This window comes from Kytococcus schroeteri (assembly GCF_002847825.1).
In the GTDB taxonomy this organism is placed as follows: domain Bacteria; phylum Actinomycetota; class Actinomycetes; order Actinomycetales; family Dermatophilaceae; genus Kytococcus; species Kytococcus schroeteri.
The window spans coordinates 129466-150105 of the sequence record NZ_PKIZ01000002.1; the positions used below are offsets into that span (position 1 = coordinate 129466).

Sequence of the window (20640 nt, forward strand, 5' to 3'; positions counted from 1 at the left end):
GCGGTCAGTAGCGCGGCAGGTCGGGGTCCACCTCGCGGGACCACGCGATCATGCCACCGTCGAGCACCGCCAGCTCCTCGACGCCGTGCTCGGCCAGGTGGCGCGCCGCGGCGCGGGCCCGCACTCCACCCTTGCAGACCAGCACCACTGGCCGCTCCCCCGCCCCGGCGGCCCGCAGGCGCTCCACGGCGGGAACGGGGTCGTCGGCGAGATCGCTCAGGGCCAGGTGCAAGGCCCCGGGCACCTGCCCGAAGGCCAGCTCCCCGACCGCGCGCACGTCCACCACCAGCGGCGGGGCGTCCCCGGCCAGCCGGTCGGCCAGCACCTTGGGCGAGACCAGCGGCCACTCGCGCGCCCGGTCCGGCCCCGGCTGGTCCGCAGCGCCCGTCGCCTCGTCCGCCGCACCGCCCCCGGCCACGGGGATCTCGTGCGTCCGCATCGTCGCGGCGTCCACGAAGAGCACCCGCCCCAGCAACGGCTCCCCGGTGCCGGTCACGAGCTTCACCACCTCGAGCGCCATCGTCGAGCCGACCACACCGCACAGCGCCCCCACGATGCCGGCGTCCCCGCACGCCGGCACGGTGGTCGGGTCCGGCGGGCTCGGGAAGAGGTCGCGCAGGGTCACACCGGCCACCGCGGCGTCCCCCAGCGTGCGGGGCGCGGCCCAGAAGGTGCTCACCTGCGCCCGGGTGGCCATGAGCGCCGCCCACACGTGCGGCACGCCCAGCTCGCGGCACGCGGCGTCGAGGGTGTAGCGCGTGGGGAAGTTGTCCGTGCCGTCCACCACCAGGTCGTGCCCCGCCAGCAGCGCGGCGGCGTTGCCCGGCTCCAGGCGCTCGCGCACTCCGGCCAGGGTGGTGGCACCGCCCATGCGCCGCAGGGCGTCCAGGGCGCTGTCCACCTTGGGGCGCCCCACGTCATCGGTGCCGTGGAGCACCTGGCGCTGCAGGTTGCTGGTCTCCACGAGGTCGTCGTCGTAGAGTGTCACGTGCCCCACCCCGGCGGCCACGAGGTACTGCAGCACCGGACAGCCCAGACCTCCGGTACCCACCACGGCCACGCGGGCCGCGCGCAGCCGGCGTTGCCCCACCGGGCCCAGGTCCGGCAGCAGCACGTGGCGGGCCCAGCGCTCCAACTCGGCCCGCGACAGGTCCGGCCCCGGCTCCACCAGGGGGGCGAGCCGGGGCGGGGCGGGACGGGACGTCACGCCAGGGGGCCCTGCTCCCCCGTTGCGGTGCGGTGGGAACCGTCATCCGGCCGGGCCCGGCCGGCCTGCTCGGCGCGGGCGGCGTCCACGGCCTCGCCGTAGGTGCGCAGCGGGCCGGTGTGCACCGGTGCCGGGGCCCCGAGACCGAGCATCTCGCGCGCGGCGGCCACCTGCGGCGCCTCGGCGAGCACCTCGTAGCTCGTGGCCACCACGGCGGTCACCGACGTGAAGTCACGGCGGCCCTGCGTCATCGCGTAGCCGATGGCGGCCCACACGAGGCCGAACACGGCCCCGGCGCCCAGGGTGGTGGCCATGACGGCCAGGATCGGGTCGTCCGTGAACAGCGACATCACCAGCCCCACGAAGGCGCCCAACCACAGACCGCTCAGCAGGCCGCCGGCGAGCACCCGCCCCCAGGTGAGGCGGCCGGTGACGCGCTCCACCTGGCGCAGGTCGCTGCCCACGATGGCGAGCTGGTCCACCGGGAAGCCCTCGTCGCTGAGGTGGTCCACGGCACCCTGCGCCTCGGCGTAGTCGGAGTAGGTGGCCACCGACCGCGGGTCGGAGAGCTCCAGCAGCGAGCGGCCGGCACCCAGAGCACCGGGGCCGCGCATTCCAGTCGGTGTGGTCATGCCCACAGTGTGGCGGGCCGGGCTGGGGGTTCGCTGGGAGGCCCCTGTGTGCCGTGTCGCCGTGCCGGGGCCCGGCAGGCCCCACCCTCTACCCTGTGCCCGTGAGTGCACCCCGCGTCTTCGTCTCCCGCCTCATCGGCCTGGGCGTCTTCGATCCCCTCGGCGACCGGGTGGGCCAGGTCCGCGACGTCGTCGTGCAGCACTCCAGCCAACGCCGCCTCACCCGCGTCATCGGCGTGGTCGTGGAGGTGGCCGGCCGCCGGCGCGTCTTCCTCCCGATGACGCGCGTCACCAGCATCGACGCCGGACAGGTCATCACCACCGGCCTGCTCAATATCCGCCGCTTCGAGCGCCGGCCGCGCGAGGTGCTCGTGCAGGCCGAGCTGTTCGACCGGCGGGTCGTGGTGGCCGACGACGACGAGCGCTTCGAGGCCACGGTCGAGGACATCGGCATCAACCAGCAGCGCAACCGCGACTGGCACGTCACCAAGGTGTTCGTGCGCAAGACCCCGCCGCCCTCGCGCCGCCACCGCCTCAGCCTGCGCCGCCGCGGCGAGACCCTCGTGGTGGACGTGGACGCCGTGAGCGGCCTGCACACCGAGGACGCCGCCCAGGGCGCCGACCGCCTGGTGGAGAGCTTCGACGACCTCAAGCCCGCCGACGTGGCCGACGCCCTGCAGGAGCTCACCCCCAAGCGGCGCCGCGAGGTGGCCGAGGCCCTGCCCGACGAGAAGCTCGCCGACGTGCTGGAGGAGCTGCCCGAGGAGGACCGCGTCGCCATCGTGGCCGACCTGGCCACCGACCGCGCCGCCGACGTGCTCGAGGCCATGCAGCCCGACGACGCCGCCGACCTGCTCGGCGAGCTGCCCGAGGGCACCGCCGCCATCCTGCTGGGCGCCATGGAGCCCGAGGAGGCCGAGCCGCTGCGCACGCTGCTCACCTACGACGAGGACACCGCCGGCGGCATGATGACCACCGAGCCGGTGGTGCTGGGCGCCGACAGCTCCATCGCCGAGGCCCTGGCCACCGTGCGACGCTCCGAGCTGCACCCGGCGCTGGCCGCCATGGTCTTCGTCTGCCGCGCCCCCTTGGAGGTGCCCACCGGCAAGCTGCTGGGCGTGGTGCACCTGCAGCGGATGCTGCGCGAACCCCCGCACGAGGCGATCGGCGCCATCGTCGACAGCGACATCGACCCGCTGCACGTGGACGCCAGCCTCGGCGAGGTCACCCGCACGATGGCGAACTACAACATGATCTCGCTGCCGGTGGTGGACGAGGACCGGCGCCTGCTGGGCGCCGTCACGGTGGACGACGTGCTCGACCACATCCTCCCGGACGACTGGCGCGAGGACCGCGACACCGAGGCCCCCGACGTCTCGGCCGCCCTGGACGAGGTCGAGGAGCAGGAGGTGACCCGTGGCCGCTGACATGGACCGTGAGGAGCGCGCGAGCCGCCTGCGCGAGCTGCGCGAGCGCCGGGCGCGCCGTCAGGCCGCCGGTGAGGGGAGCACCACCCGCCCCCGGACGGCCGCGGCCAAGACCGGCACGCTGAAGACCGTCGACCGGCTGGAGTCCTCCGGCGGACTGTCCACCCCGCAGACCTCCCAGCGCCGGCGCCTGCCGCGCGTGGGCATGGACTCCGAGGCCTTCGGCCGGGCCAGCGAGGCGTTCGCGCGCTTCATGGGCACGCCGCAGTTCCTGCTGTACATGACGCTCTTCGTGGGGGCGTGGCTGGCGTGGAACACCTTCATGCCGGTCAGCGCGCAGTTCGACCCGCGCGAGCTCAACTACACGCTGCTCACCCTGATCCTGTCGCTGCAGGCCTCCTACGCCGCGCCGCTCATCCTGCTGGCCCAGAACCGGCAGGACGACCGCGACCGCGTGAGCATCGAGCAGGACCGCGCCCGCGACGAGCGCAACCTGGCCGACACCGAGTACATCACCCGCGAGGTGGCCTCGCTGCGCCTCACCGTGGGCGAGATGGCCAGCCGCGACTTCGTCCGCTCCGAGCTGCGCGACCTGCTGGAGGACCTCCTCGAGGAGCTCGACGAGCGGCAGCACGACCGGGAGCAGGGCGAGCAGCCCGACCCGCGCGACGAGCCGGACGACGGGTGCTCCCCCTCGCGTGCGGGGGCCACGAGGCACCGCACGTACGATGGAGGACATGCCCACCCCTGATCCCACTGCCATCCAGCATGCCCTGAGCACGGTCCAGGACCCGGAGATCCGCCGCCCCATCACCGAGCTCGGGATGGTCGAGGAGGTCCTCACCGCGAAGGACGACCCGGGCCGCGTGCTCGTGCGCGTGCTGCTCACCGTGGCCGGCTGCCCGCTGAAGTCCACCATCGAGAAGGACGTCAAGGAGGCCGTCGGCGGCGTGGAGGGCGTCACCGCCGTGGACGTGGAGATGGGCGTCATGAACGACGAGCAGCGGGCCGCCCTCAAGCAGGGCCTGCGCGGCGGCCAGGCCGAGCGCGAGATCCCCTTCCAGCGCCCGGACAACATGACCCGCGTCTACGCCGTGGCCTCCGGCAAGGGCGGCGTCGGCAAGTCCTCGGTCACGGTCAACCTCGCCGCCTCGATGGCCACCCAGGGCCTCAAGGTGGGCGTGGTGGACGCCGACATCTACGGCTTCTCCGTGCCCCGCATGCTCGGCGTGGAGCGCCAGCCCACCCAGGTGGACGAGATGATCATGCCCCCGGTGGCGCACGACGTGAAGGTCATCTCCATCGGCATGTTCGTGCCCGGCAACCAGCCGGTGGTCTGGCGCGGCCCGATGCTGCACCGCGCGCTGCAGCAGTTCCTCTCCGACGTGTTCTGGGGCGACCTCGACGTGCTCCTGCTCGACCTGCCGCCGGGCACCGGTGACATCGCGATCTCCGTGGCCCAGATGCTGCCGGGCTCGGAGCTGCTCGTGGTGACCACCCCGCAGCAGGCCGCCGCCGAGGTGGCCGAGCGCGCCGGCGCCATCGCCCTGCAGACCAAGCAGCGCGTGGCCGGCGTCATCGAGAACATGTCCTGGCTCGAGATGCCCGACGGCACGCGCCAGGAGCTGTTCGGCTCCGGCGGCGGCCGCACCGTGGCCGAGTCCCTGGGCCGCACCATCGGCGGCGAGGTGCCGCTGCTGGGCCAGGTGCCGCTGGACACGCGACTGCGCGAGGGCGGCGACGCCGGCACCCCGGTGGTCCTGGCGGCCCCGGACAGCCCCGCCGGCGCCGCGCTCAACGACATCGCCTCCGGCCTGGCGCAGCGTGCGCGGGGCCTCTCGGGGCGCAAGCTGGGCATCAGTCCGGTCTGACCCCGACCACGTCAGAGGGCCCGGGACGCTGCGTGCGTCCCGGACCCTCTGCGCGTGGCCACCCCGCGGTGCGCGGCCGGGCGGCGCCTCAGGTGGCGTCGGGGTCGAAGGGGGTGGGAACCAGCGGGTCGTAGGTGTGTGGGTTGCCCCAGCGGGGCGTGGGAGCTCCACCGCGCTGCTCGACGGCACCGGTGGAGCTGGCCACCCCGGTGGTCTCGCCGGCCGGCGTGGAGGTCGGGTCCTTGAGCGGGTTCAGCTCGTCGACCAGGGGCTGGTAGTCCTCCATGAGCGCCTCGCGGACGATGCGGCGCGGGTTGTACTGGCGGGGGTCCCACTTGCGCCAGTCGAGGTCCACGTCGTCGCCCACCTGCTCGCGCAGGTCGCCCTTGGCCTGGTTGGCCATGTCGCGGGCCTGGCGGACCCAGCGGCGGAGGTTGTCCATGGCGGCCGGCAGGCGGTCGGGACCGATGATGACCAGGACCGCGACCATGATCAGCAGGAGCTCCCACTGGGACATCCCGAAGATGTTCACGATCCTGCTCCTGTCGTCGTCCGTGCGTCACGGGCCCCGTCGGGCCCCCGGTGGCCGTCCCGCCCGGCGGGTGGCCAGGGGACAGTGTGCCAGCCCGCCGTCACGGGGCCACAGCCAGCGCCACCCCCGCCCCCACCGGCAGCAGCAGGGCGTCGGAGTCCCGCTCGCGCCACTCCTCCAGCACGTGGCGCACCAGCAGCGTGCCCGGGTCCCGGTCCACGGGGTCAGCCAGGCGGCCGCCGAGGCCGGCACCCACCATCGCCAGGAGCCCCCCGGGCCGCACGACGCGGCGTGCCTGCTCCACCTGGTCGGCCAGGTCGGGCGCGGGGGCGTCCACCACCACGAGGTCGTACGCGGCGTCGCGCAGGCGCGTCATCACCTCGCCGGGACGCCCGGGCATGATCCGCCAGCGGTGCTGGGGCACCCCGGCCGTGGTGGTGGCACGGCGGGTGAGCGCGGCGCGGGGCTCGTCGTCGATGCAGGTGAGCGCCCCGTCGGTGGGCATGCCCTGGAGGATCCACAGCGGCAGCGCGCCGCCCATCGTGGTGGCGGTCACCGCGGAGCGCGCCGCGGCGGTGCGCGCCACGAGGCGCAGCACGGCCCCCTCGGCGGCCACGTCCCCACCACCCGCCTGGGTGCGCGCCACGTCCGCGGCGTCGGCGGCGCCCACCGGCTCGGCGGGCCAGCGGGCGGCGTACGCGGCCAGCGCGACCTGCTCACGGTTCATGGGGCCACACTATGCGGCCGCAGACGCCGGTGGGCCCTCCCCCGCATCGGGAGAGGGCCCACCGGGTGGGGGGCGCGCAGGTCAGGCGCCGACGCAGTCGTTGATGACCGCGCCCAGCTCCTTGGCCTCGTCGGGCGTCATCTCGACCACGAGACGGCCACCGCCCTCCAGGGGCATGCGCAGGACGATGCCGCGGCCCTCCTTGGTCATCTCCAGGGGGCCGTCACCGGTGCGGGGCTTCATGGCAGCCATGCCTCTACCTTTCGTCGTCGTGCCGGACGCGCGGACCGGGCCCGGCACAGGGTGGGCCTGCTCGTGCAGGTCCGCTGGTCGCAGCGACCATTATCGCCCATCGGCGGCACTGCTCGGCGCGAGAGGGGGCCCGACGGGCGGATCGTCACCGCATCGCAACACTCGCACCACCTCCCCACGGGTGCCGGCCGGGTGGCAGGCTACGGGCAGCCGACCCGACAGGAGCACACCGTGAACGACAACCCCCGCCCCGTCCTGCTCGACCTCACCGACGGCGTGGCCACCGTGACCCTCAACCGCCCCGAGGCGATGAACGCCCTCGACGTGGCCACCAAGGAGGCCCTGCTCTCCACCCTGCGCGAGGTGGCCGAGGACCCCGCCGCGCGCGTCGTGGTGCTCACCGGCGCCGGTGACCGCGCCTTCTGCGTGGGGCAGGACCTCAAGGAGCACATCGGGCTGCTCGAGGACGGCACCGCCTGGGACACGGTGCCGCAGCACTACAACCCCATCGTCACCGCGCTGGCCGAGATGCCCAAGCCCGTCGTCGCCCGCATCAACGGGGCGTGCGCCGGGGCCGGCGCGGCGTTCGCCATGGCCTGCGACGTGCGCGTGATGGCCGCCGAGGCCCAGGTCACCTTCGCCTTCGCCGGCATCGGGCTCTCCTGCGACTCCGGCACCAGCTGGCACCTGCCCCGCCTGGTGGGGCCGCAGCGGGCCGCCGAGCTGCTCCTCATGGGGGGCCGTGTGTCCGCCCAGGAGGCCCTCGCGATGGGGCTCGTGGGCACCGTGGTGCCGGCGGCGGAGTTGGACGCCACCGTGGCCGAGCTGGCGGGGCGCCTGGCCCAGGGGCCGACCGTGGCCTACGCCGCCATCAAGGCCTCGCTGCGCACCGCCCAGGGCACGGACCTGCCCGGCGCGCTGGCCTTCGAGGCCGAGCAGATGCGCCGCACCGGCAGCAGCCGCGACCACCGGGCCGCGGTGGAGGCCTTCCTGGCCAAGGAGAGGCCCGTCTTCGCCGGCGAGTGACCCCCGCACCGCCCCGGGCACGCAGGAGGGCCCGCTCCACGGGGCGGGCCCTCCTGCGTGCGTGTCCGGCGCCTCGGCTCAGGCCCGGCGGGAGGACGCCTCCGCGGCCTCGATGGCGCGCTTGACCGCCTTGTTCACCGCGCGCTCGGCCGCGCCGTCGCCCCCCATACCCGAGGGGCGCACGGACTCGCGCCACGAGATGCGGCACCCCCGCGGGTGCGGGGTCATCGTCACGTCGCACCAGCCGGCCACCCGGGAACCCACCCGGCGCAGCGAGAACGCGGCGGGGCCCCCGGTCGGCGGCGTCCAGCGCGTCACCTTGAACTCGTCCCGGGCCGAGCCCAGCCCCACGGGCGTGCGCGCCTCGAACGTCCAGCCGATCCCCACCGGGCCCGGCGCGGTGGTGGTCACCTTGTAGGGGGTGTAGGCGCTGCGGGGCGCGAACTCGGTGAGCAGCGGCCAGACCGCCTCCACCGGCGCGCTCGCGAAGCGCTCCACCTCAAACGACTTCACGGGTGTTCCTCTCTGCTCCAGGCCCCACCCGGTGTGCGACGAGGGTGGAGGCAGGGACACCTTGCCACGGTGTGGGCCGCTTCACGCGGTCGGGGGCGTGCGGCGCGCCGCCTCGAGCGCCCGGTCGCGCGCCTCCAGCTCCTCGGCCATGCGGCGCAGGGCGTCATCGACCTCGGCCATGCGGTAGCCCCGCAGGGCCACCGGCAGCCGCAGGCCCTCCACGTCCTGGGCGTGCAGCGGGCCGTCCGGCAGGTGCACGGCGGCGTCGGCCGGCAGCTCCGGGGAGAGGGCCCCCTCCCCCGCGGGCAGGCGCCCGACGGCCAGCGCGGCCACCCAGGCCACGACGCAGACGAGCAGGACGATGACGACGACCTCCATGGCGCAGATCATGGCACGCCGCGGGCGCCGCCGGCCTCACTCCGCGGGACGTCCCCGGCGGGCGGCCCCGGGGTGCTCCACCACGTGGCGGACCGCGTCGGCCGGGTCGTCGGTGAGGTACAGCAGGTCGGTGTCCTGCGGGGAGACCATGCCGCGCTCCATGAGGACGTCGCGGATCCAGTCCAGCAGCGGCTGCCAGAAGTCCACCCCGATGAGCACGATCGGGAAGTGGGTCACCTTGCCGGTCTGCACCAGGGTGAGCGCCTCGAAGAGCTCGTCGAGCGTGCCGAAGCCGCCCGGCAGCACGATGAAGCCGCTGGCGTACTTGACGAACATCGTCTTGCGCACGAAGAAGTAGCGGAAGTTCACGCCCAGGTCGACGTACTCGTTGAGCCCGGTCTCGAAGGGCAGCTCGATGCCCAGGCCCACGCTGTCACCCTCGGCCTCGGCCGCGCCCCGGTTGGCGGCCTCCATGGTGCCCGGCCCGCCCCCGGTGATGACGGCGAACCCGGCCTCCACGAGCAGGCGCCCCACCTCCAGCCCGAAGGCGTAGGCCGGCGAGTCGGGTGTGGCCCGCGCGGAGCCGAAGACGCTCACGGCCGGGCCGAGCTCGGCCAGCGCCCCGAAGCCCTCCACGAACTCGGCCTGGATGCGCATGACGCGCCACGGGTCGGTGTGCACGAAGGCCCCCAGGCCGTCGTTGCGCAGCAGGCGCTCGTCAGTGGTCTCCGACGGCACGCGCCGGCCCCGCAGGCGTACCGGACCCTTGTAGTAGCTGGACTTCCGCGATGTGGTCACCGGGCCACCGTAACCATCGGCACCGACGACCTCCCGACGACCTGCCACCGCCCCGGGGCGCAGCACGCCCCCGGCCGCGCGGCCGGGGGCGTGCTCGTGGTGCGCGGTGCGTCGCGCGTCAGGCGGTCGGGTAGTCGCGCTGCGCGGACCCGGTGTAGATCTGGCGCGGACGGCCGATCTTGGTGTGCGGGTCGTTGATCATCTCGCGGTACTGGGCGATCCAGCCCGGCAGGCGCCCGATGGCGAAGAGCACCGTGAACATGTCGGTCGGGAAGCCCATGGCCTGGTAGATGAGGCCGGTGTAGAAGTCCACGTTCGGGTACAGCTTGCGCTGCACGAAGTACTCGTCCTCGAGGGCGACCTTCTCCAGCTGCATGGCGATCTCGAGCTGCTCGTCGCCGGCTCCCAGGTGCTCCAGCACCTCGTCGGCGGTCTTCTTGACGATGGCCGCGCGCGGGTCGTAGTTCTTGTAGACACGGTGGCCGAAGCCCATGAGCTTGACCCCGTCCTCCTTGTTCTTGACCTTGCGGACGAACTCGTCCACGCCGCCCTCGGACTTCTGGATGCCCTCGAGCATCTCCAGCACGGCCTGGTTGGCGCCACCGTGCAGCGGACCCCACAGGGCCTGCACGCCGGCGGAGACCGACCCGTAGAGGTTGGTGTTGGCCGAGCCCACCAGGCGCACCGTGGAGGTGGAGCAGTTCTGCTCGTGGTCGGCGTGCAGCACGAAGAGCATGTCCAGCGCACGGACCATGCGCTCGTCGAGCTCGTAGTTGCCGTCGGCGTCCGCGAAGGTCATGCGGAGGAAGTTCTCCACCACCGTCAGGTCGGTGTCGGCCTGCATCGGGCCGAGGCCCTGACGGTTGCGGTAGGCGTTGGCGGCCAGCACCGGCACCTGGCCCATGAGGCGGCGGGCGGCGTTCTCCAGCTGCTCGGGGTCGAAGGGGTCCAGGTTCTCGGTGTCGTAGGTGCACAGCGCCGAGATGGCCGAGGAGAGCACCGGCATCGGGTGGGCGTCGGTGGGGAAGGAGTGGAAGAAGTCCTTCATGCCCTCGGGCATGACCGCCTTGGCGCGCACGTCGCGGCGGAAGGTGTCCAGCTCCTCGGCGGACGGCAGCTCGCCGTCCATGAGCAGCTTGGCGACCTCCATGAACTCGGACTTCTCGGCCAGCTGCTCGATGGGGTACCCGCGGTAGCGCAGGATGCCCTCGTCGCCGTCGATGAAGGTGATGGCCGACGAGCAGGAGGCGGTGTTCACGAAGCCCACGTCGAGCGTGACGTTGCCGGTCTCCTTGCGCAGGGCGGAGATGTCGTAGCCGTTGTCGCCCTCGACGGACTCGACGAAGGGGAACTCCAGGGTCGTGCCCTCGTGGGTGAAGGTGGCGGGTGCCTTGTCGGCGGTCATGGTCTTCCTCTCGGCGGGCCGGCCTGTGGCCAGCAGTCAGAACGGGTGGCACCGCGCAGCGGCGCCCGTCGCGTCAGGTCAGTGGTCGCCCTGGGGCGGCAGGGCGGAGACCACCGGGTGGTCCTTGGGGATCACGCCCATCTTGGCAGCGCCTCCGGGGGCACCGAGGTCGTCGAAGAACTCGACGTTCGCCTTGTAGTAGTCGGCCCACTCGTCGGGCAGGTCGTCCTCGTAGTAGATGGCCTCCACAGGGCAGACCGGCTCGCACGCACCACAGTCCACGCACTCGTCGGGGTGGATGTAGAGCGACCGCTCCCCCTCGTAGATGCAGTCGACGGGGCACTCGTCGATGCAGGCCTTGTCCTTGACGTCGACACACGGCAAGGCGATGACGTAGGTCACGCTTTCTTCCTCCTGGCAGCTCGGCACGGCGGGCACGCAGGCCACCTCCGGCCCTTCATCCTAAGTGCACTCGCACCGGCCCACCGCCCACGGGGGCCCACGCCACTCAGCCGGCGGACGCCGAGGGCCCTGCCCCCGGCTCCCCGGAGGGCGAGGACGACGGGCTCGGCGACGCCCCACCCTCGGGGCGCCCGTCCTGCTCTGCGGCCTCCTGTTCGGCCTGCTGGTCGGCCCGTGCCTCGCGCTCGGCCCGGTCCCGGGCGTCCTGCGCCTTGTCGGCCTTCCGCTCCGAGAAGGGGCGGTAGTCCCACGAGGGCGGCACGGTGGACCCGGAGAACTCGGGCGAGGCCGGGTTGGTGCACCACACCTCGTCACTGGGCTCGTAGTGCGTGTCCACCGTCTCGGTGCGCGCCGGGCCGTCGAAGCCCTGCACCGGCTCCAGGCGGCGCTCCACGGTGACGTCGAAGCCCTTCACCCCGTGCTGGCTGATGCAGGTGGAGCTGTTGCTCCAGTACTTCCGGGGCTCCACCACGTGCTGGCGCTCCCGGGTGGTCGACTCCACGTCGTACTGCCTCACGCCGTACAGGGTGAGGGTCAGGTCCTGCCCCTCCACCCGGGTCCGCAGCAGCACCGGGGCCGGGGTGTCGTTGGTCCACCGGTTGTCGATGGAGGGGTACCACAGGGTGGCCTCGCGCCCCTCGGGGTAGCGGGCGATGTAGTAGCTGTGGGGCTTGTGCTCGTCCAGCTGCACCCCGGCCTCGAAGGCCACGTTGTAGACGGCGGTGGAGACCTGCGAGAGCCCGCCGCCGACGGCGTTGGAGAGCGTCCCGTCGCTGATGACGTGCGCCTCGCGGTAGCCCTTCTCCTCCGTGGGCTCCCCCATCACCCGCACCAGGCTGAACTGGTCACCGGCCGCCACGACGGTGCCGTCCAGCTGCCGGGCCAGCGTGCGGATGTTGTGGGTCCGGGCCGCGTTCTCCTGCCCGCCGGGCAACCGGGTGGTGAAGGTGCCCATGCGGTCGGTCCGCCACCCCTGGCCGTCCTTGGCCGGCTGCACCACGTGCACGCCGACCGGGGCACGGCGCTCCTGGGCCCGCACGGCCTGGCGGACCGCCTCCTCGACGTCGCCCACGGAGACCTGGCGCCCGGCGCGCCCCGGCTCCACCCGGGCACCCTCCCCCGCGGTCACCAGCCGGGCGTCGCGGGCCGGCCGGTCGGCCAGCGGGTGGCCCGCGTCGAGTTCCTCCACCCAGCGCGAGGCGTCGACCTCCAGGGAGGGGCGTCCGCCCTCCCCGCCGACGGACAGCATCGAGGCGAGGACCTCGCGCGAGAGCACGACCGGCTGCTCGTGGGGCGGGACGTCCTCCTGCGGGGCGTCGCCCGAGGGCGAGGCCGTCGGGTCGGGCGACGGCTCGGCCGCGTCCGGGGTGGCCACGAGGGTCACCGGGCCGGACAGGGCCGGGCCGAGCACGCGGTCGGCGAACTCCCGCACCTGCCGCGTGGTCACGGCAGGCCGCTGCTCCCGGATCCGCGCGTCCACCCGGCGCGTGGCGGGCCAGGCGTCACCCACCGCCTCGGCGGTCCCGCGCACGTCGAGCCCCCGGCCGGTGCGCGCCTCGGTCACCACGGTCTCGGTGCCCTCCAGGCGCACCGAGGCGTCCCGGGCCGGGGTGCCCACCTCCTGGGAGAGCCGCCCCAGCCGCTCCCGCAGGCGGGACTCGTCCACCGTGACCACCCAGTCGCGGTGCACCTCGCCGGTGGCGCGCACCCACAGGTCGCGCGGGTCCCAGGTGCGTCCCGTGGTGCCCTCGAGGCTGGCGTCCACGTCGTGGCCCAGGCCCAGCTCGGAGGCGGCGATGCGGTGCGGGCGACCGTCGACGACCACTGTCATCGGCTCCCGGTCCAGGCGGTCGGCCTCCTCCTGCAGGGTCCGGTGGGCACGCTCGTGCGACAGGCGGCTCACGTCCGTGCCGCCGACGACGAGCTGGCGCGGCGTGGTGCGCCCCACCACCAGCACGAGCGCGAGGTAGACCAGGGCGAGCAGGCCGACCAGCAGGAAGACGGTGGAGGCCACGCCCTGCCAGCGGGTTCCCTGCCCGCGCGGCGCGGGCGCCGTCACCGGGTGCCCCGCATGCGGCCGCGGTGGAAGAGCAGCGGGTCGGTGTCGTCGACCCCGTCCGCGCGCCCGTCGCCCACACCCTCCACGAGGCCGACGAAGAGCGTGTGGTCACCCAGCACGACGTGGTGCACCACGCGGCACTCGGCCGTGGCGAGTGCCTCGGTGAGCAGGGGCAGTCCGGTCATCGGACCAGAGTAGGTCGGCACCCGGTCGAGCTGGCCCACCACCGGGCGGCCGGGCGTGGACAGCCACTCCCCGTGGCGGCGGGCGGAGGCCGGCAGCACGTTCACGGCGAACACCCCCGAGGCGTGCACGGCCTCGCCGAAGCGCGCCGCGTTGTCCACGAGGATCCCCAGCAGCACCGGGTGCAGGGAGACCGGCACCACGGCGTTGGCGGTCATGGCGTGCACCCCGGACCCCCAGCGGGTGGTGAGGACCGTCACCCCGGTGGGCAGCGCGGACATCGCGGCCCGGAAGGCGTCCCGGTCGGCCATGGGGCCGGCCAGCGGGGCCCGCAGGTCGCTGTCGCCGGTCACGACCCGCCCCGATGCCGGGTCGAGCCGCGAGTAGCCCTCGGCCGGGGCCGCCCGGTGTGCCACGAGGTTGGTCATGGCCCACCACCCGTCGTGCTCGGTCACCTGGGTGGCGTGGGCACGGCGGGCGGCGGAGACGGCCGCCAGGCTCGAGGGGGTGCCGTGCACCTCGTGCGTGACGTCCTCGTCGGGGCGCACCCCACTGGCCCAGGCGTCGACCTCGCGGGGGTGCTCGGGGTCCGGTCCCTCCGGGCGGGGCACGACGACGCCCTCGGTGGGCCGGCCCCGGAAGGAGCCGGTGGGCTCCACGGGGTCCACGTGGTCGGCCACCCAGCGGCGCCCCTCGGCCTCCCAGGACCGTGGGGTCACGGCGGCGTACAGCTCGGGACGGGTCTCGGCCGGCAGGGAGCGCACGGCGGCCACGGTGGCGCGGTGCACGGCCACGTGGTCGGGGTGGCCGTAGCCCCCGGTCTCGTCGTAGGTGAGCACGATGCGGGCGCCGGTGCGCTCGACCTCCTCGCGGACCAGCGCCGCCAGCGCGGACCGGTCGGCGTTCACCAGGGCCCGCGGGTGGGCGGCCTCGGGGCTGCCGGCCATGCCCGAGTCGCGGAAGAGCGCCGCCGCCGGGTCGGGCCGACCCGGCTCCTCGCCCAGCACCCGCACCTGCACGCCCAGTGCCTCCGCCGCCGCCGCCAGCTCACCGCGGCGGTGCGGCGCGAGCGCCTCGGTGCCCTCCAGGTGCTGGAGTCCCGGCACCATCACCTCGCCGTGGTCCCCCAGGGTGCAGGTGAGCACGTGCACCGGGTGGCCCCGCTCGGCCAGGGTGGCCAGGGCCACACCGGTGGCGAGGGTCTCGTCGTCGGGGTGTGCGTGGACCGCCAGGACCGGGAGATCGGCGGGCGTCGGGTGCTGCATGGGGCAACCGTAGGCGTCCCGGGCACGGCCGTTCACCTCACGGTCATGTGCTGCGGCTATGTTGCACCCATGCAGATGGAACTGCGCGAGTACATCGACCGCCTCTCCGCGGAGGGCTACACCGTCCGGGACGACCAGGGGTCGGACCCCGACCTCATCGATCCGGGCGGCAAGGCGGTCGAGACCTGGCGGGAGAACTACCCGTACGACGAGCGCATGACGCGCGAGGACTACGACGTCGAGAAGTACCTGCTGCAGGTCGAGCTCATCAAGTTCCAGAACTGGACGCAGAAGTCCGGCTCGCGCCACATCCTCGTGTTCGAGGGCCGCGACGCCGCCGGCAAGGGCGGCACCATCAAGCGCTTCATGGAGCACCTCAACCCACGCTTCGCCCGCGTGGTGGCGCTCAACAAGCCCAGCGAGCGCGAGCGCGGCGAGTGGTACTTCCAGCGCTACGTCAACCACTTCCCCACCGCCGGCGAGATCGTCTTCTTCGACCGCTCCTGGTACAACCGCGCCGGCGTGGAGCGTGTCATGAACTTCACCAACGGCCCCGACTACGAGCAGTTCATGCAGCAGGCGCCGCAGCTGGAGAAGATGATCACCGACGCCGGCACCACCCTCACCAAGTTCTGGTTCTCGGTCACCGCGCACGAGCAGCGCACCCGCTTCGCCATCCGCCAGATCGACCCGGTGCGCCGCTGGAAGCTCTCCCCCATGGACCTCGCCTCCCTGGACAAGTGGGACTCCTACACCGCGGCCAAGGAGGACATGTTCGCCCGCACCGACACCGACTGGGCGCCGTGGATCACCATCAAGTCCAACGACAAGAAGCGCGGGCGCATCAACGCCATGCGCTACTTCCTCAGCCAGTTCGAGTACGAGGGCAAGGACCACGACATCGTCGGCGAGCCCGACCCGCAGATCGTGCGCCGCGCCAAGGACACCATCGGCGACTGACCACGCGGGCCGGCCCCGGTCGACACGCCGCGGAGGTGCCGGACGCCGGGGCCAACGGCTAGGGTCGCGAGGTCCCCACCCCCGCCCGGAAGGACCCATGTCCCCCTCCGCAGGACCGTCCACGCCCACCCGAGCCGCCCGGGGCCCCCACCCCGACGGCGCCCCCGGACGCTGGACCGGCGCCGACACGGCGTGGGTGATCAGTCTCTTCGGCACGGCGGTGGGGGCCGGCATCCTCTTCCTACCGCTCAACGCCGCCTCCACCTCGCTGGCCCCGCTGGTGGTGGGCACCCTGCTCATCGGGCCGATGACCTACTTCGCGCACCGGGCCCTCTCACGCCTCATCTGCGCCGCCCCGGAGAAGGGCAAGGACATCACCGAGCTCGCCCGCGGCTACTTCGGCGAGGTGCCGGGCACCCTGGTGACGGTGCTGTACTGGCTGTGCTTCTACCCCATCGTGCTCATCTACGCGGTGGCGCTCACCAACACCGTGGACGACTTCATGGTCCACCAGCTGGGCCTGGCCTCCCCGCCGCGGTGGCTGCTCTCGCTGGTGCTGGTAGGCCTGATGATGGCGGCGGTCCTCACCAGCCAGAAGCTGGTGATGGCCGTCACCCAGGCCCTGGTGTACCCGCTCATCGCCCTGCTGGCGGTCTCCACGCTGCTGCTCGTGCCGCACTGGCGCCCCGGGGCCTTCCAGTGGATGCCCGAGGGCGACTTCGGCACCACGCTGTGGATGCTGGTGCCCACGCTGGTGTTCGCGTTCAACCACTCGGCGGCCATCTCGCAGTTCTCGCTGAGCATGCAGACCGAGCAGGGTGACCGCGCCGCCGCCAAGGCCTCCCAGATCCTGCGACGCACCGCCACGCTGCTCACCGTGTTCACCATGGCCTTCGTCTGGTCCAGCGTGCTCGCTCTGGGGCCCGACGGCCTGGAGCGCGCGGAGGGCTCCAACCTCTCGGTGCTGTCCTACCTGGCCAAGGAGATGGACAACGCGTTCTTCCTGTGGGCCGGCCCGATCATCGCCGTGGCGGCCATCGCGTCCTCCTTCTTCGGCCACTACCTCGGTGCCGCGGAGGGCGGGCGCGGCCTCGTGCGCGCCCTGGTGGACCGGCGCGAGCGGATCGGCGACCGGACGCTGGACCTGGGCATCGCGGGGGTCTACGGCCTCACCGCGTGGCTGGCGGCCGTGCTCAACCCGACCATCCTGGACATCATCGAGGCGCTCTCGGGCCCGGTCATGGCGGCCTACCTGTACCTCATGCCGATCGTGGCCATTCACACGGTGCCGGCGCTGAAGCCCTTCCGCCACCGCGTGGCAGCGCACTCGTTCGTGGTGGTGATGGGCCTGGTGGCCGTGAGCGCCGCCGCCTACGCCGTGCCGAAGGCCCTCCAGCCGTACCTCTAGGACCTGCCCTCGCCGGCGCCACCCCCGGCCCCCGGAGGGTGACGGGTCACAACTCGGTTGCGATCGGTGGACGGGCCGGGCGGCGGCGGGCGCCCCGTGCCGGCCCGCGGTTACATTCCGCGCCATGACCTCTGACTCCCCCTCGCGCAGCCGCTGGTTCGGACTGCTGCCCCGCATCGTCCTGGCGATCGTGCTGGGCATCCTCGTCGGCCGGATCGCCCCCGAGGCACTCACCCGCACGGTGGCCACCTTCAACGGCCTGTTCAGCAACTTCCTCGGCTTCGTGATCCCGCTGATCATCCTGGGCCTCATCGCCCCGGCCATCGGCGAGCTCGGCCGCGGCGCCGGCAAGTGGCTGGCCCTCACCGCCGCCCTGGCCTATGGCTCCACCCTGTTCGCCGGTTTCCTCGGCTACGCCGTGAGCTCGGCCGTGCTGCCGGACCTGCTGCGCGGCCGCTCGACCCCCCAGCTGGGCAACCCGGAGGACGCGCTGCTGGCACCGTGGTTCGAGATCGAGATGGACCCGGCCTTCGGCGTCATGACCGCCCTGCTGCTGGCCTTCACCGTCGGCGTCGGCATGACCATGATCAAGGGCGACACCCTGCAGCGCGGCTTCGAGGAGTTCCGCGAGATCGTCAACAAGGTCATCAGCGGCATCATCATCCCGCTGCTGCCGGTCTACATCTTCGGCGTCTTCCTGAACATGACCGCCGCGGGCGAGGTGTGGAACGTCATCACCACCTTCTCCGGCGTGATCCTCCTGGTCTTCGCGCTCACCGTGGCGCTGCTGCTCATGCAGTTCGGCGTGGCCGGCGCCGTGTCGGGGCGCAACCCGCTGGTGCTGCTCAAGAACATGCTCCCGGCCTACGCCACCGCCCTGGGCACCTCCTCGTCGGCGGCCACCATCCCGGTGACCCTGCGCCAGAGCCTGAAGAACGGCGTCTCCGAGCCGGTGGCCTCCTTCGTGGTGCCACTGTGCGCCACCATCCACCTGGCCGGCTCCACGGTGAAGCTCACCTGCTTCTCCATGGCCGTGATGATGCTCTCGGGCATGGAGGTGCACCCCGGCACGATGGTCGGCTTCATCCTGCTGCTGGGCATCATGATGATCGCCGCCCCCGGTGTGCCCGGTGGTGCGGTCATGGCCGCCGTGGCGCTCATGGAGAGCAACCTCGGCTTCAACGAGGCCCAGGTGGGCCTGATGATCGCCACCTACATCGCCATCGACTCCTTCGGCACGGCCACCAACGTCACCGGCGACGGCGCCATCGCGCAGGTCGTGGACCGTCTGGCCCGCAACCGCGGCTTCGGTCGCCACGGCCAGGAGGAGACCGCGCGCGACGAGGCGACCACCGGCGTCAGCCCCGCTGCGGGTGTGGCCGCCACCCGCACGGCCTGACGCACCACATGCCGGAGGCCGGCACCCCCGTGGGGGTGCCGGCCTCCGGCATGCGCGGGCCTGCTCAGGCGTTCTTCGCGCGGCGCGCCTCGCGGCCGCGGGCCACCTGGTCGAGCACCACCTTGCGGATGCGAACGGCCTCCGGCGTGACCTCCACGCACTCGTCCTCGCGGCAGAACTCCAGCGACTGCTCCAGGCTCATCGCGCGCGGCGGGGCCAGGCGCTCCAGCACCTCGGCACCGGCGGAGCGCACGTTCGTGAGCTTCTTCTCCTTGGTGATGTTCACGTCCATGTCATCGGCGCGCGAGTTCTCGCCGACGATCATGCCCTCGTACACCTCGGTGGTGGGGTGGATGAAGAGGGTGCCGCGCTCCTGCAGGTTGAACATGGCGTAGGAGGTGGCGTTGCCGGCCCGGTCGGCCACCAGCGAGCCCGCGATGCGCGTGCGGATCTCGCCGAACCACGGCTCGTAGCCGTCGAAGATGTGGTGGGCGATGCCGGTGCCGCGCGTCTCGGTGAGGAACTCGGTGCGGAAGCCGATGAGGCCGCGGCTCGGCACGCGGAACTCCATGCGCACCCAGCCGGTGCCGTGGTTGCTCATCTCCTCCATGCGGCCCTTGCGGTTGGCCATCACCTGGGTGATCGCGCCGAGGAACTCCTCCGGGGCGTCGATGGTCAGGGCCTCGACCGGCTCGTGCACCTTGCCGTCGATCTCCTTGGTGACCACCTGCGGCTTGCCGACGGTGAGTTCGTAACCCTCGCGACGCATCTGCTCCACGAGGATGGCCAGCGCCAGCTCGCCGCGGCCCTGCACCTCCCACGCGTCGGGACGGTCGGTCGGCAGGATGCGCAGCGACACGTTGCCGATGAGCTCGGAGTCGAGGCGGTCCTTCACCAGGCGGGCGGTGACCTTGCTGCCCTTCACCTTGCCGGCCAGCGGCGAGGTGTTGGTGCCGATGGTCATGGAGATGGCCGGCTCGTCCACGTGGATGAGCGGCAGCGCCACCGGGTTCTCCGGATCGGCCAGGGTCTCGCCGATCATCACCTCGGCGATGCCGGCCACGGCCACGATGTCGCCCGGGCCGGCGGACTCGGCCGGCTGGCGCTCCAGCCCCTCGGTGACGAGCAGCTCGGACAGGCGCACGTTGGAGACGCTGCCGTCGCGCTTCATCCACGCCACGGTCTGGCCCTTGCGCAGGGTGCCGTTCTTGATGCGCAACAGGGCCAGGCGGCCGAGGAAGTTGGACGAGTCGAGGTTGGTGACGTGGGCCTGCAGCGGGGCCTCGTCGTCGTACACCGGGGCCGGCACGGTCTCTAGGATGGTGCGGAAGAGCGGCTCGAGGTCCTCGTTCTCCGGCAGAACCCCGTCGCCCGGGGCCTCCAGGGAGGCGCGACCGGCCTTGCCGGAGGCGTAGACGATCGGGAAGTCGATCTGCTCCTCCTCGGCACCCAGGTCCATGAAGAGCTCGTAGACCTCGTCGATGACGGCCGCGCAGCGGGCGTCGGGGCGGTCCACCTTGTTGATGACCAGGATCACCGGCATCTTGGCCTCGAGGGCCTTGCGGAGCACGAAGCGCGTCTGGGGCAGCGGGCCCTCGGAGGCGTCCACGAGGAGCACCACACCGTCCACCATCGACAGGCCGCGCTCCACCTCGCCACCGAAGTCGGCGTGGCCGGGGGTGTCGATGATGTTGATGACCACGCCGTCCTCGCCCACCCCCTCGAGGTCCTGGGCGGCCGGGCCGCGGTAGTGCACCGCGGTGTTCTTGGCGAGGATGGTGATGCCCTTCTCCCGCTCGAGGTCGCCGGAGTCCATCGCCCGCTCGTCGACCTTGGAGTGCTCGCCGAACACCCCCGACTGGTGGAGCATGGCGTCGACCAGCGTGGTCTTTCCGTGGTCGACGTGGGCAACGATGGCGACATTGCGCCGGTCAGCGCGGGAGGTCTGCGTCATAACCTCCAGTATCCCCCCGATCGCGGTCGCTCGCCCCACCCCCGGGATGTCGCGCAGGTCACGAATTGGTGTCAATCGGATTGCGACTTGCCCAAGATGTGGCCCGCTCCGCGCCCGACGCCTAGCGTCTGATCCACACACGGCCGCCCCCGCGGCCCCGGGTCGCGCAGGTCACACGCCCT

The 20640-nt window shown here is 72.9% G+C and carries 20 protein-coding genes; 7 read left to right on the plus strand and 13 right to left on the minus strand.

Annotation, left to right across the window (positions count from 1 at the left end; translation table 11 throughout):
- Positions 1 to 4 precede the first annotated feature (4 nt).
- Together CYJ76_RS01760 and CYJ76_RS01765 are read right to left on the minus strand one after the other, a co-directional pair.
- The gene (locus CYJ76_RS01760; RefSeq protein WP_101849077.1) at positions 5 to 1207 is read right to left on the minus strand and encodes a HesA/MoeB/ThiF family protein; all 1203 of its coding nucleotides are present in this window, start codon (positions 1205 to 1207) and stop codon (positions 5 to 7) included.
- On the minus strand, positions 1204 to 1839 hold the full coding sequence (locus tag CYJ76_RS01765; protein WP_238138112.1) for a YflT domain-containing protein: 636 nt from the start codon (positions 1837 to 1839) through the stop codon (positions 1204 to 1206). Before CYJ76_RS01765 ends, CYJ76_RS01760 begins: the two co-directional genes overlap by 4 nt.
- Before the next feature lie 101 nt (positions 1840 to 1940).
- Here CYJ76_RS01765 and CYJ76_RS01770 point away from each other — a divergent pair, with 101 nt between their 5' ends.
- The 3 genes from CYJ76_RS01770 to CYJ76_RS01780 are packed head-to-tail and all read left to right on the plus strand — an operon-like array spanning position 1941 to position 5137.
- Complete coding sequence (locus CYJ76_RS01770; protein WP_101849106.1) at positions 1941 to 3266, plus strand: magnesium transporter MgtE N-terminal domain-containing protein; 1326 nt, start codon at positions 1941 to 1943, stop codon at positions 3264 to 3266.
- Entirely contained in the window at positions 3256 to 4017 is a 762-nt protein-coding gene (locus tag CYJ76_RS01775; RefSeq protein ID WP_238138113.1) for a DUF1003 domain-containing protein, read from the plus strand. Before CYJ76_RS01770 ends, CYJ76_RS01775 begins: the two co-directional genes overlap by 11 nt.
- Positions 4004 to 5137: an Mrp/NBP35 family ATP-binding protein gene (locus tag CYJ76_RS01780; RefSeq protein ID WP_101849108.1), complete on the plus strand. Its 1134-nt coding sequence runs from the start codon at positions 4004 to 4006 to the stop codon at positions 5135 to 5137. Before CYJ76_RS01775 ends, CYJ76_RS01780 begins: the two co-directional genes overlap by 14 nt.
- Before the next feature lie 88 nt (positions 5138 to 5225).
- Here CYJ76_RS01780 and CYJ76_RS01785 read toward each other — a convergent pair whose 3' ends face one another.
- From CYJ76_RS01785 to CYJ76_RS01795, 3 genes are all read right to left on the minus strand, one after another.
- Complete coding sequence (locus CYJ76_RS01785) at positions 5226 to 5669, minus strand: Sec-independent protein translocase family protein (protein ID WP_141494745.1); 444 nt, start codon at positions 5667 to 5669, stop codon at positions 5226 to 5228.
- 100 nt (positions 5670 to 5769) lie between these two features.
- Complete coding sequence (locus CYJ76_RS01790) at positions 5770 to 6396, minus strand: O-methyltransferase (protein ID WP_101849079.1); 627 nt, start codon at positions 6394 to 6396, stop codon at positions 5770 to 5772.
- Between the two features lie 81 nt (positions 6397 to 6477).
- A complete protein-coding gene (locus CYJ76_RS01795) occupies positions 6478 to 6648 on the minus strand; it encodes a DUF3117 domain-containing protein (protein ID WP_070704863.1) in 171 nt (56 codons plus the stop codon).
- Positions 6649 to 6879: 231 nt separating this feature from the next.
- On the opposite strand from CYJ76_RS01795, the gene CYJ76_RS01800 reads away from it, so the two are divergent.
- Positions 6880 to 7674, plus strand: a complete 795-nt coding sequence (locus CYJ76_RS01800) for an enoyl-CoA hydratase/isomerase family protein (RefSeq protein ID WP_070704866.1) — start codon at positions 6880 to 6882, stop codon at positions 7672 to 7674.
- Positions 7675 to 7752: 78 nt separating this feature from the next.
- Here CYJ76_RS01800 and CYJ76_RS01805 read toward each other — a convergent pair whose 3' ends face one another.
- The 7 genes from CYJ76_RS01805 to CYJ76_RS01835 all read right to left on the minus strand — a co-directional run bounded on the left by CYJ76_RS01805 (position 7753) and on the right by CYJ76_RS01835 (position 14737).
- A complete protein-coding gene (locus tag CYJ76_RS01805; protein WP_180802174.1) occupies positions 7753 to 8187 on the minus strand; it encodes an SRPBCC family protein in 435 nt (144 codons plus the stop codon).
- 81 nt (positions 8188 to 8268) lie between these two features.
- Positions 8269 to 8565, minus strand: coding sequence for a DivIVA domain-containing protein (locus CYJ76_RS01810; RefSeq protein WP_070705496.1), 297 nt, complete (start codon positions 8563 to 8565; stop codon positions 8269 to 8271).
- Positions 8566 to 8601: 36 nt separating this feature from the next.
- Positions 8602 to 9363 carry an LOG family protein gene (locus tag CYJ76_RS01815; protein ID WP_070705495.1) on the minus strand — a complete coding sequence of 254 codons (762 nt, stop codon included), beginning with the start codon at positions 9361 to 9363 and terminating at the stop codon, positions 8602 to 8604.
- A 118-nt stretch (positions 9364 to 9481) separates the two neighbouring features.
- A complete protein-coding gene (locus CYJ76_RS01820; protein ID WP_070703320.1) occupies positions 9482 to 10768 on the minus strand; it encodes a citrate synthase in 1287 nt (428 codons plus the stop codon).
- 78 nt (positions 10769 to 10846) lie between these two features.
- Complete coding sequence (gene fdxA / locus CYJ76_RS01825; RefSeq protein WP_070703319.1) at positions 10847 to 11170, minus strand: ferredoxin; 324 nt, start codon at positions 11168 to 11170, stop codon at positions 10847 to 10849.
- A 106-nt stretch (positions 11171 to 11276) separates the two neighbouring features.
- Positions 11277 to 13289, minus strand: a complete 2013-nt coding sequence (locus CYJ76_RS01830) for a VanW family protein (RefSeq protein ID WP_101849081.1) — start codon at positions 13287 to 13289, stop codon at positions 11277 to 11279.
- The gene (locus CYJ76_RS01835) at positions 13286 to 14737 is read right to left on the minus strand and encodes a flavin reductase (protein ID WP_101849082.1); all 1452 of its coding nucleotides are present in this window, start codon (positions 14735 to 14737) and stop codon (positions 13286 to 13288) included. Before CYJ76_RS01835 ends, CYJ76_RS01830 begins: the two co-directional genes overlap by 4 nt.
- A gap of 69 nt (positions 14738 to 14806) precedes the next feature.
- Here CYJ76_RS01835 and ppk2 point away from each other — a divergent pair, with 69 nt between their 5' ends.
- The 3 genes from ppk2 to CYJ76_RS01850 all read left to right on the plus strand — a co-directional run bounded on the left by ppk2 (position 14807) and on the right by CYJ76_RS01850 (position 18504).
- On the plus strand, positions 14807 to 15697 hold the full coding sequence (ppk2, locus tag CYJ76_RS01840) for a polyphosphate kinase 2 (RefSeq protein ID WP_070703523.1): 891 nt from the start codon (positions 14807 to 14809) through the stop codon (positions 15695 to 15697).
- Between the two features lie 97 nt (positions 15698 to 15794).
- Positions 15795 to 17105, plus strand: a complete 1311-nt coding sequence (locus tag CYJ76_RS01845; protein WP_202820447.1) for an SLC5/6 family protein — start codon at positions 15795 to 15797, stop codon at positions 17103 to 17105.
- Between the two features lie 124 nt (positions 17106 to 17229).
- Positions 17230 to 18504 carry a dicarboxylate/amino acid:cation symporter gene (locus CYJ76_RS01850; RefSeq protein WP_101849083.1) on the plus strand — a complete coding sequence of 425 codons (1275 nt, stop codon included), beginning with the start codon at positions 17230 to 17232 and terminating at the stop codon, positions 18502 to 18504.
- A 64-nt stretch (positions 18505 to 18568) separates the two neighbouring features.
- On the opposite strand, the gene typA is transcribed toward CYJ76_RS01850, so the two are convergent.
- Complete coding sequence (gene typA, locus CYJ76_RS01855) at positions 18569 to 20458, minus strand: translational GTPase TypA (protein WP_070705555.1); 1890 nt, start codon at positions 20456 to 20458, stop codon at positions 18569 to 18571.
- Positions 20459 to 20640: the final 182 nt, after the last annotated feature.

What these genes read in the sequence shown, in the direction of transcription:
- CYJ76_RS01765 (WP_238138112.1), bottom strand. Translation starts at nt 1,839, where the DNA reads ATGACCACACCGACTGGAATGCGCGGCCCCGGTGCTCTGGGTGCCGGC.
- CYJ76_RS01790 (WP_101849079.1), bottom strand. Translation starts at nt 6,396, where the DNA reads ATGAACCGTGAGCAGGTCGCGCTGGCCGCGTACGCCGCCCGCTGGCCC.
- CYJ76_RS01845 (WP_202820447.1), top strand. Translation starts at nt 15,795, where the DNA reads ATGTCCCCCTCCGCAGGACCGTCCACGCCCACCCGAGCCGCCCGGGGC.
- ppk2 (WP_070703523.1), top strand. Translation starts at nt 14,807, where the DNA reads ATGCAGATGGAACTGCGCGAGTACATCGACCGCCTCTCCGCGGAGGGC.
- typA (WP_070705555.1), bottom strand. Translation starts at nt 20,458, where the DNA reads ATGACGCAGACCTCCCGCGCTGACCGGCGCAATGTCGCCATCGTTGCC.
- CYJ76_RS01850 (WP_101849083.1), top strand. Translation starts at nt 17,230, where the DNA reads ATGACCTCTGACTCCCCCTCGCGCAGCCGCTGGTTCGGACTGCTGCCC.
- CYJ76_RS01780 (WP_101849108.1), top strand. Translation starts at nt 4,004, where the DNA reads ATGCCCACCCCTGATCCCACTGCCATCCAGCATGCCCTGAGCACGGTC.
- CYJ76_RS01835 (WP_101849082.1), bottom strand. Translation starts at nt 14,737, where the DNA reads ATGCAGCACCCGACGCCCGCCGATCTCCCGGTCCTGGCGGTCCACGCA.
- CYJ76_RS01795 (WP_070704863.1), bottom strand. Translation starts at nt 6,648, where the DNA reads ATGGCTGCCATGAAGCCCCGCACCGGTGACGGCCCCCTGGAGATGACC.
- CYJ76_RS01810 (WP_070705496.1), bottom strand. Translation starts at nt 8,565, where the DNA reads ATGGAGGTCGTCGTCATCGTCCTGCTCGTCTGCGTCGTGGCCTGGGTG.
- CYJ76_RS01820 (WP_070703320.1), bottom strand. Translation starts at nt 10,768, where the DNA reads ATGACCGCCGACAAGGCACCCGCCACCTTCACCCACGAGGGCACGACC.